The organism is Herbaspirillum sp. meg3, from assembly GCF_002257565.1.
In the GTDB taxonomy this organism is placed as follows: Bacteria; Pseudomonadota; Gammaproteobacteria; order Burkholderiales; family Burkholderiaceae_D; genus Herbaspirillum.
In genome coordinates, this window is the sequence record NZ_CP022736.1 from 4295744 (window position 1) to 4308448 (window position 12705).

At 59.2% G+C, this 12705-nt stretch carries 15 protein-coding genes; 1 reads left to right on the forward strand and 14 read right to left on the reverse strand.

Going from position 1 to position 12705, the window contains the following annotated elements:
• The 13 genes from hmeg3_RS19290 to hmeg3_RS19350 form a co-directional block, all read right to left on the reverse strand.
• On the reverse strand, window positions 1–750 hold the full coding sequence (locus hmeg3_RS19290) for a 2-keto-4-pentenoate hydratase (protein WP_094565165.1): 750 nt from the start codon (window positions 748–750) through the stop codon (window positions 1–3).
• A 44-nt stretch (window positions 751–794) separates the two neighbouring features.
• Window positions 795–2222, reverse strand: a complete 1428-nt coding sequence (locus hmeg3_RS19295; RefSeq protein ID WP_232511738.1) for an amidase — start codon at window positions 2220–2222, stop codon at window positions 795–797.
• A 4-nt stretch (window positions 2223–2226) separates the two neighbouring features.
• On the reverse strand, window positions 2227–3024 hold the full coding sequence (locus hmeg3_RS19300; protein ID WP_094565166.1) for a transporter substrate-binding domain-containing protein: 798 nt from the start codon (window positions 3022–3024) through the stop codon (window positions 2227–2229).
• 14 nt (window positions 3025–3038) lie between these two features.
• A complete protein-coding gene (locus tag hmeg3_RS19305) occupies window positions 3039–3818 on the reverse strand; it encodes a GntR family transcriptional regulator (protein WP_094565167.1) in 780 nt (259 codons plus the stop codon).
• A gap of 254 nt (window positions 3819–4072) precedes the next feature.
• Window positions 4073–5188 (reverse strand): porin, encoded by a 1116-nt coding sequence (locus hmeg3_RS19310; RefSeq protein WP_094565168.1) that lies wholly within the window; start codon window positions 5186–5188, stop codon window positions 4073–4075.
• Window positions 5189–5429: 241 nt separating this feature from the next.
• Window positions 5430–5867 (reverse strand): nuclear transport factor 2 family protein, encoded by a 438-nt coding sequence (locus hmeg3_RS19315; RefSeq protein ID WP_094565169.1) that lies wholly within the window; start codon window positions 5865–5867, stop codon window positions 5430–5432.
• A gap of 5 nt (window positions 5868–5872) precedes the next feature.
• On the reverse strand, window positions 5873–6658 hold the full coding sequence (locus hmeg3_RS19320; RefSeq protein ID WP_094565170.1) for an ABC transporter ATP-binding protein: 786 nt from the start codon (window positions 6656–6658) through the stop codon (window positions 5873–5875).
• The gene (locus hmeg3_RS19325) at window positions 6651–7460 is read right to left on the reverse strand and encodes an ABC transporter ATP-binding protein (RefSeq protein ID WP_094565171.1); all 810 of its coding nucleotides are present in this window, start codon (window positions 7458–7460) and stop codon (window positions 6651–6653) included. Before hmeg3_RS19325 ends, hmeg3_RS19320 begins: the two co-directional genes overlap by 8 nt.
• Window positions 7457–8500, reverse strand: coding sequence for a branched-chain amino acid ABC transporter permease (locus hmeg3_RS19330; protein WP_094565172.1), 1044 nt, complete (start codon window positions 8498–8500; stop codon window positions 7457–7459). The genes hmeg3_RS19325 and hmeg3_RS19330 overlap by 4 nt, the downstream gene beginning before the upstream one ends.
• Window positions 8497–9378 (reverse strand): branched-chain amino acid ABC transporter permease, encoded by an 882-nt coding sequence (locus hmeg3_RS19335; RefSeq protein WP_094565173.1) that lies wholly within the window; start codon window positions 9376–9378, stop codon window positions 8497–8499. Before hmeg3_RS19335 ends, hmeg3_RS19330 begins: the two co-directional genes overlap by 4 nt.
• Before the next feature lie 62 nt (window positions 9379–9440).
• Window positions 9441–10568, reverse strand: coding sequence for a 4-oxalomesaconate tautomerase (locus hmeg3_RS19340; RefSeq protein ID WP_094565174.1), 1128 nt, complete (start codon window positions 10566–10568; stop codon window positions 9441–9443).
• 11 nt (window positions 10569–10579) lie between these two features.
• Window positions 10580–11257 carry a 4-carboxy-4-hydroxy-2-oxoadipate aldolase/oxaloacetate decarboxylase gene (locus tag hmeg3_RS19345; protein ID WP_094565175.1) on the reverse strand — a complete coding sequence of 226 codons (678 nt, stop codon included), beginning with the start codon at window positions 11255–11257 and terminating at the stop codon, window positions 10580–10582.
• On the reverse strand, window positions 11254–11979 hold the full coding sequence (locus hmeg3_RS19350) for a PIG-L deacetylase family protein (RefSeq protein WP_094565176.1): 726 nt from the start codon (window positions 11977–11979) through the stop codon (window positions 11254–11256). The genes hmeg3_RS19345 and hmeg3_RS19350 overlap by 4 nt, the downstream gene beginning before the upstream one ends.
• 38 nt (window positions 11980–12017) lie before the next feature.
• Here hmeg3_RS19350 and hmeg3_RS24805 point away from each other — a divergent pair, with 38 nt between their 5' ends.
• Complete coding sequence (locus tag hmeg3_RS24805) at window positions 12018–12260, forward strand: hypothetical protein (protein WP_157739307.1); 243 nt, start codon at window positions 12018–12020, stop codon at window positions 12258–12260.
• Between the two features lie 84 nt (window positions 12261–12344).
• Here the strand turns inward: hmeg3_RS24805 and hmeg3_RS19355 are convergent, their stop codons facing one another.
• Entirely contained in the window at window positions 12345–12704 is a 360-nt protein-coding gene (locus hmeg3_RS19355) for a protocatechuate 3,4-dioxygenase (protein ID WP_094565177.1), read from the reverse strand.
• Window position 12705 lies beyond the last annotated feature (1 nt).

Genomic DNA, 12705 nt, shown 5'->3' on the forward strand with positions numbered 1-12705 from the left:
TCAGCGCAGTCGCCGTTCAAATCTCAGCTCGACAACGCCCAAGCCGTTGATATCTGCTTTGACCTTCAGCGCCGCATCGGCAAACAGCATGCCGGTGCAAGATCCGGTGGTGATGATCTGACCTTTCAGCAAAGGCGTGCCGCGCAGCGAACAATGCCGCGCCAGCCATGCCAGCACCGGCCAGATGTCGCCAGCCGGATTGCCGCCTGTCGTGTGAGCGACTTCAACCTCGTCGAACGACAGACGCGCTTCGATCCGCAACAAGTCAGTCGCTGGTTGTGACAGTGGAATTGCAGCACCGACGATCAAGGCGCCATGGCTTTGCAGATCGGCCAATTGCGTGAGTTTGCTGCTGCGTGGATAGTCAGCCAGCCGGCTTTCCACGACTTCAATGGCGGGCAGCATCGCGTCCAGCGCCTCCATCATTTCTGCATTCTCCGGCAAGCGATCTCCGACATCAAAATCCCGGCCCAGTCGAAACGCCAGCTCCGCCTCCATGCCGCGCAGTGGATAGCCGTCGTCCAGCGTCACGCCCGACGGTAGCAAACCGCGTGCAGGCAACGGTGCGCAGATCGGCTCCTGCCCCAGCCCTTTGGCGCCGACCTTCCATCCTGCGACAGGACCAATCTCGCGCAACAACGCATCCTGCACGGCGTAAGCCAGCGTCAGATCCGATACCGGATCAATCTGCACGCGACTACCACTTGCGTGCGCATTCAACAGCAACTGCGCAATCGTCTTGGCATCCATCTGCGGCTCCATTGACTACTGTTAAATTGAAGATGACCCGACGCTCACATCGGGCAACGATGCAACCAGGGATGCGCATCTTCGTATTGCTGCGCCAACGCCAGCAATTCTGCGTCCCGGCCGTGCATGCCGATCAATTGCAACCCTGTCGGCATGCCGTCGACCAGGCCGGTTGGCAAGGCGATCGCCGGCAAGCCGGCGGCGTTGGCGAAGGCGGTGAAAATTGCATGTCCGCGCGATCCGACGGGGGTCCCGTCAATCACGGCCGGATGCGTCTGTTCGGCTGGCCACGGCAGCGCCGCCGTCGCCGGTGTGAGGATAGCGTCGTACTGACTAAAGATTTCACCCAAGCGCAGCTTGAGCGTGTGCACCGCCGCCAGCGTCTCAAACAAAGCCGACGAGGACTGCTTGCGCCCCGCCGACAAGTTCTCACGGGCGGCATCACCCAAAAGCAATTCCAGTTCGTTGCTGCTGCCGTTGCTGATACTGCTGCATGCAGCGGCGAATTCCGTATATGACGAAGTGCGTTCCATCATCCACGCCAGACCCGCTGCCGACAAGGCTGACCAGCGCTGATTGATTTCCTCGGCAAGATCAAAGCATCCGCCCGGCACGACGTCATGACCGAGGACGGCAAACTGACCGGCAGCCTGCATCAACTGTGCAGCAATACCGGCATCGACGGGATGATCGCCAAAGCGCGGAACAAACAAGATACGCACTCGGTAGCGTGCGGAGGCCGGCGCAGTCAGGTCGCGTCCGGCCAATACACTGGCAAACGCCGTGACATCGGCAACGCTACGGCCGATGCCGCCGGCAACCTCATAGTCGAGAAAAATTTCCGGCAAGCCATCGCCACGCGGTACCACGCCTGCCGATGGTTTGAATCCTACCAATCCGCAATGCGACGCCGGACGCCGGATCGAACCACCGCCATCTGTCGCCAGCGCCAGCGGGCCGCAGCCGGCCGCCACTGCCGCCGCCGCGCCGCCGGACGAACCGCCGGGCGTCATTGCCGTGTTCCAGGGATTGCGTGAAGCGCCATGCAAGGCGTTCCACGTATATCCTTGCATCGCGAACTCCGGCAGATTGGTCTTGCCGATCAACACCGCACCGGCACTGCGCAGACGCGCCACAGGCAATTCGTCCTTGGCTGCAACGAAGCCCTGCAGAAGACGACTGCCCCAGCTCGTCGGCATACCGGCGACGTGCATGTTGTCCTTGACGCTGACCGGCACGCCGTCCAGTGGGCCGAGCGGCACACGTGCCTTCCAACGTGCGCCACTGGCCTGTGCCGCAGCGCGTGCGCCACCGGCGTCGATCAACACCATCGCGTTGATCACCGGCTGGCATTGCGCAATACGTTCCAGACAAGCCTCCAACGCATCCAGCGGCGTGAACGCGCCGCTGCGGTAGCCGGACACAAGCTGCGCAGCGCCGAGGCGCCACAGCTCTTCTTTCATGGTCTGCATCAACTTATTCCGGCAGATCGCCCGCAGGACGGCTCAGCCATTTTTGCGACATCTTGTCCAGCTCCCCGCTCTTTTTCGCTTCCGTCAGAATTTCGTTCAGACGGCTGCGCAGCTTGTCTTCGTTCTTGGCCAGACCAATGAAGTTCGGCGACACTTTGAGTACGAACTTGAACTCGGTGCCCATCTGCGGGCTCTTCTTCATCATCACGTCAGCCACCTGCACGCTGGTGGCAACCAGTTGCGTCTGCCCGGCCATATAGGCGGAGATGGTCGTGTTGTTGTCTTCGAAGCGGCGCAAGCCGGTGGTCGCCGGTGCGATTTTGGTCAACTCCATGTCATCCATCGAACCACGCGTGACGGCGATGGACTTGCCGGCCAGATCGGCACCGGCTTTGACCGCCATGGTTTTAGGACCGAACACGCCGATGAAGAACGGCGAATAGGCGGCTGTGAAGTCGATCGCCTTTTCACGATCAGGATTCTTGCCCAACGTGGAGATAACGATGTCGACCTTCCTGGTCTGCAGATACGGAATGCGGTTCGCGCTGGTCACCGGCACCAGTACTACTTTCACGCCCAGCTTGGCGCCGACGTAATTGGCCATGTCGATGTCCAGCCCTTGCGGATGCAGGTCCGCGTCGACAAATCCGTAAGGTGCAAAGTCGGTTGGAATCGCAATGCGGATCTGCTTCGCCTTCTGGATATCGTCGAGGGCAGTTTGCGCCTGTGCGCCACAAGCCGATGCGAACAGCATCAGGGCGGCAATACCAAGGGAAAAGCGACGTTTGGTGATGGTCATCATTGCATTACTCCATGTCAGGTTGGACGGGACGGCCGCGTGGTGCGGCCCTTTGCTGCAGTTTTCGGTGACGGATTGCCGGGTGAGGCGGAGGTACCAGAGACCCCACGCATATCCAGCGGCTGCAAGACTTCATGCAGCGTCATCAAGGGATCTGGAATGCGGGCGGCTTCGGTATCGTCTTGCATCGGCAGCTTGACGTGCCAGGTGCCGAGATGAGCGGCCATGAGCTGTTCAGCATGCATCAGATCGCCGGCTTCCAACGCTTCGACGATCTGTGCATGCTCGTCACAAGAGTGGGAGGCGTCCGCATCGCTCTGGTGTTCAATGGCGATCAGCGTGGTAAGCGCCGTCAGATCTTTCAGGGTATTGGCCAACACGGCGTTGCCAAGACATTGCGCCAGGCAGACGTGGAAATCGCCCAGCAAGAAGCTGCGCAAGCCTGTATCCCCACTCTTGAGTGCGCGGCGTTGCTGCTGCAGATGCTGTCGAAGTCGTTTGAGCCCTGCGCTGTCGAGACGCTCTCTGCTGCGCAGCAGGCCGGTTTCAATCACGCGCCGCGCTTCAAAGGTTTCGCTCGCCTCTTCCTGCGTGGGCGCTGCGATATACCAGCCGCTGCCGACGCTGGATACCACGAGTTGCCGCACCGACAGGCGGGTCAGGGCTTCGCGCACAATCGTCCGGCTGCAGCCGAACAAGGTCGCCAGTTGCTGTTCGCTGAGCCGCGCACCCGGCAGCAGGCGCTTGGCCAGCACGGATTCGAGAATGCGGTCGCTGATTTCGGATGAAGTAGTCATGCCAAACCTGTATGCAGCTTTCGTGCCAAGCTGTATACAGGTTAAACACAAGGATTTTGCACAACAATGAAGCGAGCTTCCCGGACGCTTGCACAGTTATCGGCTGTTACGCTCCCAGACAGAGCAGACAAGACGGGGGATTATCCGGAGGAAAGGTCGCCGAATGACAGGAATAAAAAAAAGCGTGCCGTCCATACAGACGACACGCTTCCGGCAACAATGCCAGCTCCTCAAGACTTCAATAAATCAAGACATCAGAAGGTATGACGAATACCCGTCATGACACCCAATTGATTCATGCCGGTGCCGACGGTGCCGCCTGCATCGACGGCAATCGCCGACGTGCCGGAATTCTTGATGTAGCCGACCGACGTGTACAAGGCCGTGCGCTTGGACAAGTTATACGTCAGACGCGCTACGGACAGTGTGGCGGAGTTTGCCGTGCCCTTGAACTTCAGACGTGAGATCTGGGTGTCCAGCACCAGTGCAACCGTGAACGGATAGCTCAGACCGAGGTAGTACAGATCGGACTCACTCTTGGTAGCAGTCTGCGTCTTGCGGTCCAATACACCCAGACCGATACGTGCATCGCTGATCATGAAGTAGCCGTGCAAGCCGATACGGGTATCGGTGTAGCTGCTGTTGTTCAATCCCAGCAGCGCAGTAGGGCCGCCGTTAAGTTTGTCGTACGCCAGGTTGACGCCGAAAGCCTTGTTGTCGTAGCCAAGCAAGCCGGTGACCTGGCGGCAGGCCTTGCTGTCACCGGCAGTCTCGCCGGCACAGTTGGTCGATGCAGGGCCGCCGGCTGCGGTCGCGTCGCGGCCGAAGCTGTAGGTCGCGCCGACCGTCACATCGGAGAAGGTGCCGAGATATCCAATGGAGTTATCGCTGCGTGCGTTCGGCAAGTAGGCATCCAGATTGCCGATGCTGTGAATGTTCGGGCCCATCACGTCGGACTTCAGCGTAGAAAGGTAAGTCATGTTGACCTGACGACCCAGCATGACGCTTTGTGTGGCGTTCTTCAGGCCGACGTAGGATTGACGACCGAACAGACGGTTACCCTGCCCCATGCCGCCGGTGTCAACTGCCATGCCGGCTTCCAACACGAACATCGCTTGCAGGCCGCCGCCCAGATCTTCCGTGCCCCTGAAACCGATACGGGATGGAAACGAGCCGGTCAGCGACGGCATCTTGACGACCGAGTTGCCGGCCGCGTTGGCATTGGTGACATATTCGACGCCGGTGTCGATCAAACCATAAATCGTCACCTGCGATTGCGCCATCGCCGACGGCGACAGCATGGCTGCCGCGATGGCGCCCGTGGCACCCAGTGCACCGATGACACGCGTGGTGCTGATTGATTTCTTCATTGTTTCGTCTCCTCCAAGGGTTTTCTGTTTTTTGGTTCGTGATGTCTTACTTCACAGCGCAAGCGATTCTGATGTCGCTTTTTCTGCTGCGAGATGGTGCAAGGCGCTGCATTCGTATCGATGATTCAGCGTGAATCATTCTAGCGACGGGGTCGCTCGCGTTAGTTGCCGATTGGCGTGGGGATCGATCTAATCTGTTTATGAAGGTGCAGAAAACGACACATCGTCCTTCTCTGTTTCATCAGATCCAGAACGATCCGCGCCGCTCGGAGAACTTCCATCCTTGCGCGGTGAGTCGCAAGCGATCCTGGAAGGTTCCCGGTGCAGGCGGTTTGGAAACAACGTCGACGATTCCCGTCTCTGAATCCGAGCGCGCCCCCGACAGCAGCACAATGCGCGACCGCGCAAATGCGTGTTCAGGATCTTCCACGTCGACAATGACGTCAGTGCACAAGTGAAAAGTACGTAGGTCGGCAGGCCTGCTGCGAAACGCCGCGAGGATCACTTCGCGTCCCACCAGAGGCGTCGCCGGGGCCGATGGCCGATACAAGATTGCGTCATCCGTGAACAACTCGATCAAGGCATCGAAATCACGTTCATCGTTGAGATAGGCATAGCGGTGAATCAGGCGCTGACATTCCTGCCCGATCAGCAAGTGTTGAATTGCATCGAATGGCATGTCTGTCAGCTCGCGAGTTTGAGGTCGGGTTTCCGCACGGATGCGGTGAGGTTTTCAACTGCATTCTCAGTTGCATTTTCAACTTCATGCGCGTGCGCCAGTCCCAGCAACTGATGCATGGTGGCGTCGTCCTTGAGCAGCAGATCGCTGCGACCGTCGTGGACGATGCGGCCGCGATCCATGATGACGACGCGCTCGGTGACTTCCAACGCGAGGTGCGCATGCTGTTCCACCAAAATCAGCGTGAGACCGCTTTGCTTGAGCTGTTTGACGGCGTCCAGCAAGATATCCATCATCACCGGCGACAGGCCTTCCAACGGTTCATCGAGCAAGAGCAATTTTGGATTACCGACCAGCGCACGCGCCATGGACAGCATCTGTTGTTCTCCACCTGAGAGCTGGTTACCGTAGTTATTGCGACGCTCTTGCAGGCGAGGAAACAGTTTATAGGCGGCTGCGATATTCCATTCACCGGGACGTGCAGCGACGCGCATGTTTTGCTCGACGGTCAGCGAGGAGAAGATTTCGCGCTCTTGCGGTACATAACCGAGGCCCATGCGGTTGCGCTGATAGTTGGCGGTGTTGCCGATGTTCTTGCCATCGAATTCAAGACAGCCTTTGCTGACGGTCGTCAGCCCCATCATGGTCGCCAGCAGCGTACTTTTGCCGACGCCGTTGCGGCCCAGCAGACTGACGGCTTCTCCTTGTCCGATACCAAACGACAGATCATCGATGACGACGGCGTCGCGATAGCCGGCGCTGAGGTTGTGGATGTCGAGCAGCTTAGCCATGACGTCGCCCCAGATAGACATTGCGCACACGCTCGTCAGCGCGGATGTCGGCGGGCGACCCCTCCGTCAGCACGCTGCCTTCGACCAGTACGGTGATTTTTTTGGCGAAACGAAATACGAGATTCATATCGTGTTCGATAAACAGAATGGAAATATCTTCGGGCAGGCGCTCCAGCAGATCGATGATCATGCCGCTCTCGCCATTGGGAATCCCTGCCGCCGGTTCATCCAGCAACAGTACTTGCGGCTTCAGCGCCAGCGCGATGGCAATCTCGATCATGCGGCGCTGACCATAGGCCAGTTCATTGACGCGGCGTGACGCCAATTGCAACAGTCCGAGCTGTTCAAGCAAGGCTGCCGCCTCTTCGACCACGCCGGCATGATGGGCCGGTTTGCCCCACAGCTTCCACGCGATGCCCATGCGCTGGCTCAGCGGAATGGCGACGTTTTCGGCGACGGTCAATTCAGTGAACAAGGTGTTAATCTGGAAGGTGCGCGCCAGACCGCCGGCGACACGCTTCTGCGGACTGGCCTGGGTAACGTCGCGTCCCTCCAGAAAAATGCTGCCGGCCGTCGGCGCGACCACGCCGGTGACCAGATTGACGAAGGTAGTCTTGCCGGCGCCATTGGGGCCAATCAATGCATGACGCGCACCGCGCTCGATGCGCAGGTCAACGTTGCGGGTGACTTCAATGGCGCCATAACGCTTGCACAGGCCACGTGTTTCCAATGCACAGGGACGCGAGGATGCGCTCGCCGGAGAGGCAATGTCCGCATGCGATGTTTGCAGGACGGGGGTCATTTCTGCTCCTTGGCGGGATTGACTGAAAAAGGACGGAACTGATTGCGCAGGCGATCGAACACGCTGCCGCCCAGAGCCAGCAAGCCGCCCGGCGCAAAGCGCACCAGCACAATCAAAGCGATGCCGACAAAGAACATCCAGTGAAACGGATCAATCGCAGCAGCACGATCCAGCAACAGCATGTACAGCGGAATACCGATGAACGCGCCATACAAACGACCGACGCCGCCGATGATGAGCATGATCAGGATATTGCCGGACAGCTGAAAGCTCAGCAGATCCAGGCTGACGGTACGCGTGATCTGTGCACTCAGACCGCCCGCGATTCCAGCGATAGCTGCCGACAGCGTATAGGCGAGAATCAGCTTGGCATGTACAGGCGTACCGACCAAAAGCATGCGCTTCGCGTTTTCACGGATGCCGCGGATCGACAAACCGAATGGCGAATTGGCGATGATGCGCACCGCGACGAAGACAACGAACAGCACGCCCAGCGCGTACAGATACGCCGTCTTGCCGTACAAGTCGAAAGAGAACAGGCCGAACAGCGGCGCGGTCTCCATGCCGGACAAGCCATCCGCACCACCAGTGACGCCGCGCCAGGTATTGGCAAGCTCATGCAATACAACGGTGGTGACCATGGTCAGCATCAGCAACGCCAGCCCGCTGGTGCGCAACAGCAACCAGCCTGACAGCAAGCCGACGAATGCCGCCAGACCGGCCGCAACCAGCAAGCCACTGAAGGGTTCAGGCGAAACATGCAGCGAGAAATATCCCGCAGCGTAGGCCCCGATGCCAAAGAAAGCCGCGTGCCCCAATGTATTGATGCCGGCAAAGCCGAGTGCGAGATCCAGCGAGATGCCGAAGATCACCATGATCAGGATCTGCGAGCCTATCGACATATATGTATCGAAAGTGAAGAACGCGGCCAGCGCAACCACCCACGGCAAGACGTCGGCGAAACGGACACGGTAGAACGGCAATGCGCCGGCTGGCAGAATGTGGCGAATTGTGCCGGTGTTGACGGTGTTTATTTTCATGCTGTCTGCCTTCCGAAGAGTCCTTGAGGGCGCACCAGCAGCATCACCAGCGTCGCCAGATAAATCACCAGGCCGCCCGCTTCCGGCAGGAAGTAGCGTCCCAGCGTGTCGATCATGCCCAGCACCAGTGCGGCGATGAGCGTGCCCTTGATGCTGCCGAGGCCGCCGACCGACACCACGATCAGCACCAGCACCAGATAATTGAGCGCATAGAACGGTTCCAGCGGAAACATGTCGGCGCCGAGCGCACCGCCCAGTCCGGCAAAGCCGCAGCCGATGGCGAAGGTGACGGCGAAGAAGGCTTTGACGTTCATCCCGATACAGCCGGCCATTTTGGCGTTATCCACCGCTGCGCGCAGCTTGGCGCCGACTTGCGTGCGATCGAGGACATACCAGATCACCAGCGCACAGGCGCAACTGACGGCAATGAGGAACAAGCGATATACCGGCAAACCGATGGCGCCAAGCTGATAGGTGCCGCGCAAGGCGCCCGGCACCGGGATATCCTGAATGGTGGAGCCGAACATGGCATTGGCTGTGGCGATCATGACGAAGGTCAGGCCGATAGTCATGAGCACCTGGCCCAACTCGCTCTGAACGTAGATCCACGAATAGACGGTGCGCTCAAGCAGCGCGCCGAGCAGCATGGTGCCGATCACCGCCAGCGGTACGGCGACGGCATACGGCAGCTGCGCCTGAGTCACCAGCATGAAGGTCATGTAGCCGCCGGCCATGGCGAAGCTGCAATGCGCCAGATTGACGACGCGCATGACGCCCATCGTGATCGACATGCCGATGGAAATCAAAAATAGAATCATGCCGAAGGCCAGGCCGTCGAACAGGAGTGAAACAAGAGAAATGGCGAAGCGGGATAGCATGGCTTTCCTTGACTAACGATGACAATGCCAATGACGATGGCGATGACAAAAACTGCGTGCCTTCACGGCCACACCCGATGAGGTACATACACCTGACCATCGAGCAGCATGCGCGCCGTGCGCAGCAAACCCGAACTGAGGAAGCGCATCTCACTGCCATGCAATTCCGTGTCCGATTCAGTGCCCGATTCAGTACGCAGGGCAACGGTGAACTCACCGCTAGGATGCTCCACCGAGATCTCGACGTCATTGCCCTGTGGCAGCGTCGCCATCCCTTCGGCCACCGATCCCGGCAACATGCACGCGCTGGCGACACTCACTGCACCGAGTACGCCGATCGCGCTGTGGCAGCGATGCGGGATGAAAGTACGCGTGGAGATATGGCCGCCGTTGGCAGCCGGCGAGATGATGGTCATCTTCGGCACCACCTTGTTGCGTACGTCGCCCAGCCCCATCAGTTCGCCCGCTTGCAGACGGACGGCTTCCAGGCACGTCTTGAATTCCGTGTCGGCGTCGAGTTGCTGAGGCGTCTCCTGACCGGTTTTGCCGAATGACTCGGCGCGCATGACCACAACCGGCATGCCGTTGTCGATGCAGGTCGCTTCAATGCCGTTGAAGACATCACGCGTACGGCCGGTCGGCAGCAAGCTGCCGCAGGCTGAACCGGCGGTATCGCGAAAAGCGATGTTGATCGGCGCCGATGTGCCGGGCACCCCGGCAATCCTGGCTTCGCCGTCATACACCACGCGGCCACCCGTGGTCTGCACCATTGCCGTGGCGATGTTGCCGCTGTTGACCATGTGGATCACCACCGGTGTCCGGTCGCCGCGAATCGCCACCAGGCCGCGCTCAATCGCAAATGGACCGACGCCGGCCAGCATATTGCCGCAGTTGGGCGAGATATCCACCAGCGGCTTGTCTACGGCAACCTGCGCAAACAGGAAGTCGACGTCGACGCCCTGCAAGGACGACGGTGAGACGATCGCGACCTTGCTGGTGAGCGTATCGCTGCCACCCAATCCGTCGATCTGACGTGGATCGGGCGAACCCATTACCGCCAACAGCACCGCGTCGCGCGTGGCCGTATCCTGCGGCAGATCATCTGCAAGAAAGAACGGGCCGCGCGAGGTACCGCCACGCATGAAGGCGCAAGGGATGGCGCGTTGGGAAGCTTCGGTAGGCTGAGTCATCGTCCGCGCTTTTAAAGATAGGTCAATCCGGCAGCGGCCAGCTTGGCGCGCATGTCGTAGATATCCAGCCCGAGTTCACCGGCGGCGAGGCGTTTGCGCTTCTGCTCTTCATTGGCGGCGCGCGCGACGCAGGCATCGGTGACGCTGCCGAGCTGCTCGCGCGGCACGGCGACGATACCGTCGTCATCGGCCACGATCACATCACCCGGCTGAATCAATTGCTCGCCGCACACCAGCGGCACATTGACCGATCCGACCGTCGCCTTGACCGTACCCTGTGCACAGACGGCACGTGACCAGACAGGAAAATTCATCTCGCGCAAGGTGCGTACATCGCGCACGCCTGCGTCGATCACCAGACCGAGTACGCCGCGTGCCTGCAGCGACGTCGCCAGCAGATCGCCGAAGTAGCCGTCCTCGCAATGCGAAGTCGGACTGACAACCAGGATGTCGCCCGGCTGGCACAGTTCGACAGCGACGTGCAACATCCAGTTGTCACCCGGCGCCACACTGACCGTGACGGCCGATCCTGCGATTGCCGTGTCGGCGATGACCGGGAGCAGGCGGTGATGCAGCAAACCGGTACGGCCTTGCGCTTCGTGCACGGTAGCAACACCATACTGCGCCAGCGCAGCGACGCGTTCGACCGGCGCACGCGGGATATGGCGAACAGCGACGTTGCGGCTCATGAGAACTCTCCGCACACTTGCGGGAACACGCGTTGATAGCCTTCACCGTACTTGATGCTGCGCGAAGAATTGCGCGATGCCTGTACGCCGCGTTGCAGCGCCACACGGGTGTAGTACTCCCACAGGTGTTCTTGCGCATTCATGGTTTCGAAGGCGGCTTTTTTCTTTTCCCAGACGGAGGAAATGTCGAGCAGTACATCCGGCTTCCAGTTGCATTGCTCGGGCTGATGCGGTTCGTACAACAACACAGGTGGTGCGCCGATGACGGCTTGTTCCGGATTGTGGCCGTGGGCCTGTGCGATGATGCGCGCCTCCTGCGCGACATGCGTGGCCAGCGGATGATCGAAGTTGTAGGGATCGTGCAGCGAATGGCTGAGGACGAATTCGGGACGCAACTCACGATAGATGTCGACCAGCTTGTACAGCACCTCATCGCTGACCCGCATCGGATAGTCGCCGATATCTAAAAACGCTATCTCGGCGCCTAGGATGTCGGCAGCCTTGGCCGCCTCTTCATGCCGCGCAGCCTTCACTTTGGGCAGCGTCATGTTCGGCTGCTTCCACATCTTGGCAGACTCGCCGCGCTCCCCGTAAGAGAGGCAAACGACTTTCACGCGATAGCCGCGTTCGCTATACAGCGCTACCGCACCGCCGGCGCGCCAGACGAAATCCGCAGCATGTGCGCTGACCACCAGCAGCGATGGTTTTTGAGTCTTTTCCATGGTTGTCCTATTGATTCGATAAAAATGAATTGATGTGCTTGTCTCGTACTTTTTATTTTTATTGCTGTCTCTGCGCGGTTTCCGGCGTTGTCTTATTGCCGGTTTTAATTACCGTTTCCATCGTCTTTGCTAAGTCGATTTATTCTATGGCAGGGCTTGCCCGCTCGCGTTTCTCTTTGGCTGATAGCGCATCTAATTTACTTATCGACTTATGCAATCGCGCGAAACACGTCATATCAAAAACCGTATTGCGCCGCCAAAATGTTGAAAACAAGGCGTAAAAAAAGGCGTCCCTGCCATCGCAGTGAACGCCGTGAATGCTCTGAAAAAATTGCTGTATGCCGCTATGTCGTCTGCTATGTCGCTTATGCCGATTCCGGAACCCGCCGTGTCTTGAGAAAGGCTTCCAGGGTCTCTCCGCGCATGGAGGCATAGACCGCCAGGTTGGACATCTTCACCACGCGGGCGAATTTTTCCAGCACGAAAAAACTCACGCCGTATTTGATCAGGCCGAGCCAGTCCTGATTGGTCACCAGCGTACGCTCTTCATCGCTGAGCTTGAGCTCGTCGCAGGCCGCCTTGAAATCGCGCGCCAGCAGTACACGGAACTCCGGCTCGCGATGACGCCAGAAGAAGCGGTTCAGCCGCAACGATTTGACGCTCTGGCGGACGTCGAAGACATAAGTACCTTCGATGTCTTCAATACCTTCAAGTTGTGGATTCATT

Bases quoted from the DNA above. Each gene is read 5' to 3' on its own strand.
- hmeg3_RS19290 (WP_094565165.1), bottom strand. From the start codon at position 750: ATGGATGCCAAGACGATTGCGCAGTTGCTGTTGAATGCGCACGCAAGT.
- hmeg3_RS19295 (WP_232511738.1), bottom strand. From the start codon at position 2,222: ATGCAGACCATGAAAGAAGAGCTGTGGCGCCTCGGCGCTGCGCAGCTT.
- hmeg3_RS19300 (WP_094565166.1), bottom strand. From the start codon at position 3,024: ATGATGACCATCACCAAACGTCGCTTTTCCCTTGGTATTGCCGCCCTG.
- hmeg3_RS19305 (WP_094565167.1), bottom strand. From the start codon at position 3,818: ATGACTACTTCATCCGAAATCAGCGACCGCATTCTCGAATCCGTGCTG.
- hmeg3_RS19310 (WP_094565168.1), bottom strand. From the start codon at position 5,188: ATGAAGAAATCAATCAGCACCACGCGTGTCATCGGTGCACTGGGTGCC.
- hmeg3_RS19315 (WP_094565169.1), bottom strand. From the start codon at position 5,867: ATGCCATTCGATGCAATTCAACACTTGCTGATCGGGCAGGAATGTCAG.
- hmeg3_RS19320 (WP_094565170.1), bottom strand. From the start codon at position 6,658: ATGGCTAAGCTGCTCGACATCCACAACCTCAGCGCCGGCTATCGCGAC.
- hmeg3_RS19325 (WP_094565171.1), bottom strand. From the start codon at position 7,460: ATGACCCCCGTCCTGCAAACATCGCATGCGGACATTGCCTCTCCGGCG.
- hmeg3_RS19330 (WP_094565172.1), bottom strand. From the start codon at position 8,500: ATGAAAATAAACACCGTCAACACCGGCACAATTCGCCACATTCTGCCA.
- hmeg3_RS19335 (WP_094565173.1), bottom strand. From the start codon at position 9,378: ATGCTATCCCGCTTCGCCATTTCTCTTGTTTCACTCCTGTTCGACGGC.
- hmeg3_RS19340 (WP_094565174.1), bottom strand. From the start codon at position 10,568: ATGACTCAGCCTACCGAAGCTTCCCAACGCGCCATCCCTTGCGCCTTC.
- hmeg3_RS19345 (WP_094565175.1), bottom strand. From the start codon at position 11,257: ATGAGCCGCAACGTCGCTGTTCGCCATATCCCGCGTGCGCCGGTCGAA.
- hmeg3_RS19350 (WP_094565176.1), bottom strand. From the start codon at position 11,979: ATGGAAAAGACTCAAAAACCATCGCTGCTGGTGGTCAGCGCACATGCT.
- hmeg3_RS19355 (WP_094565177.1), bottom strand. From the start codon at position 12,704: ATGAATCCACAACTTGAAGGTATTGAAGACATCGAAGGTACTTATGTC.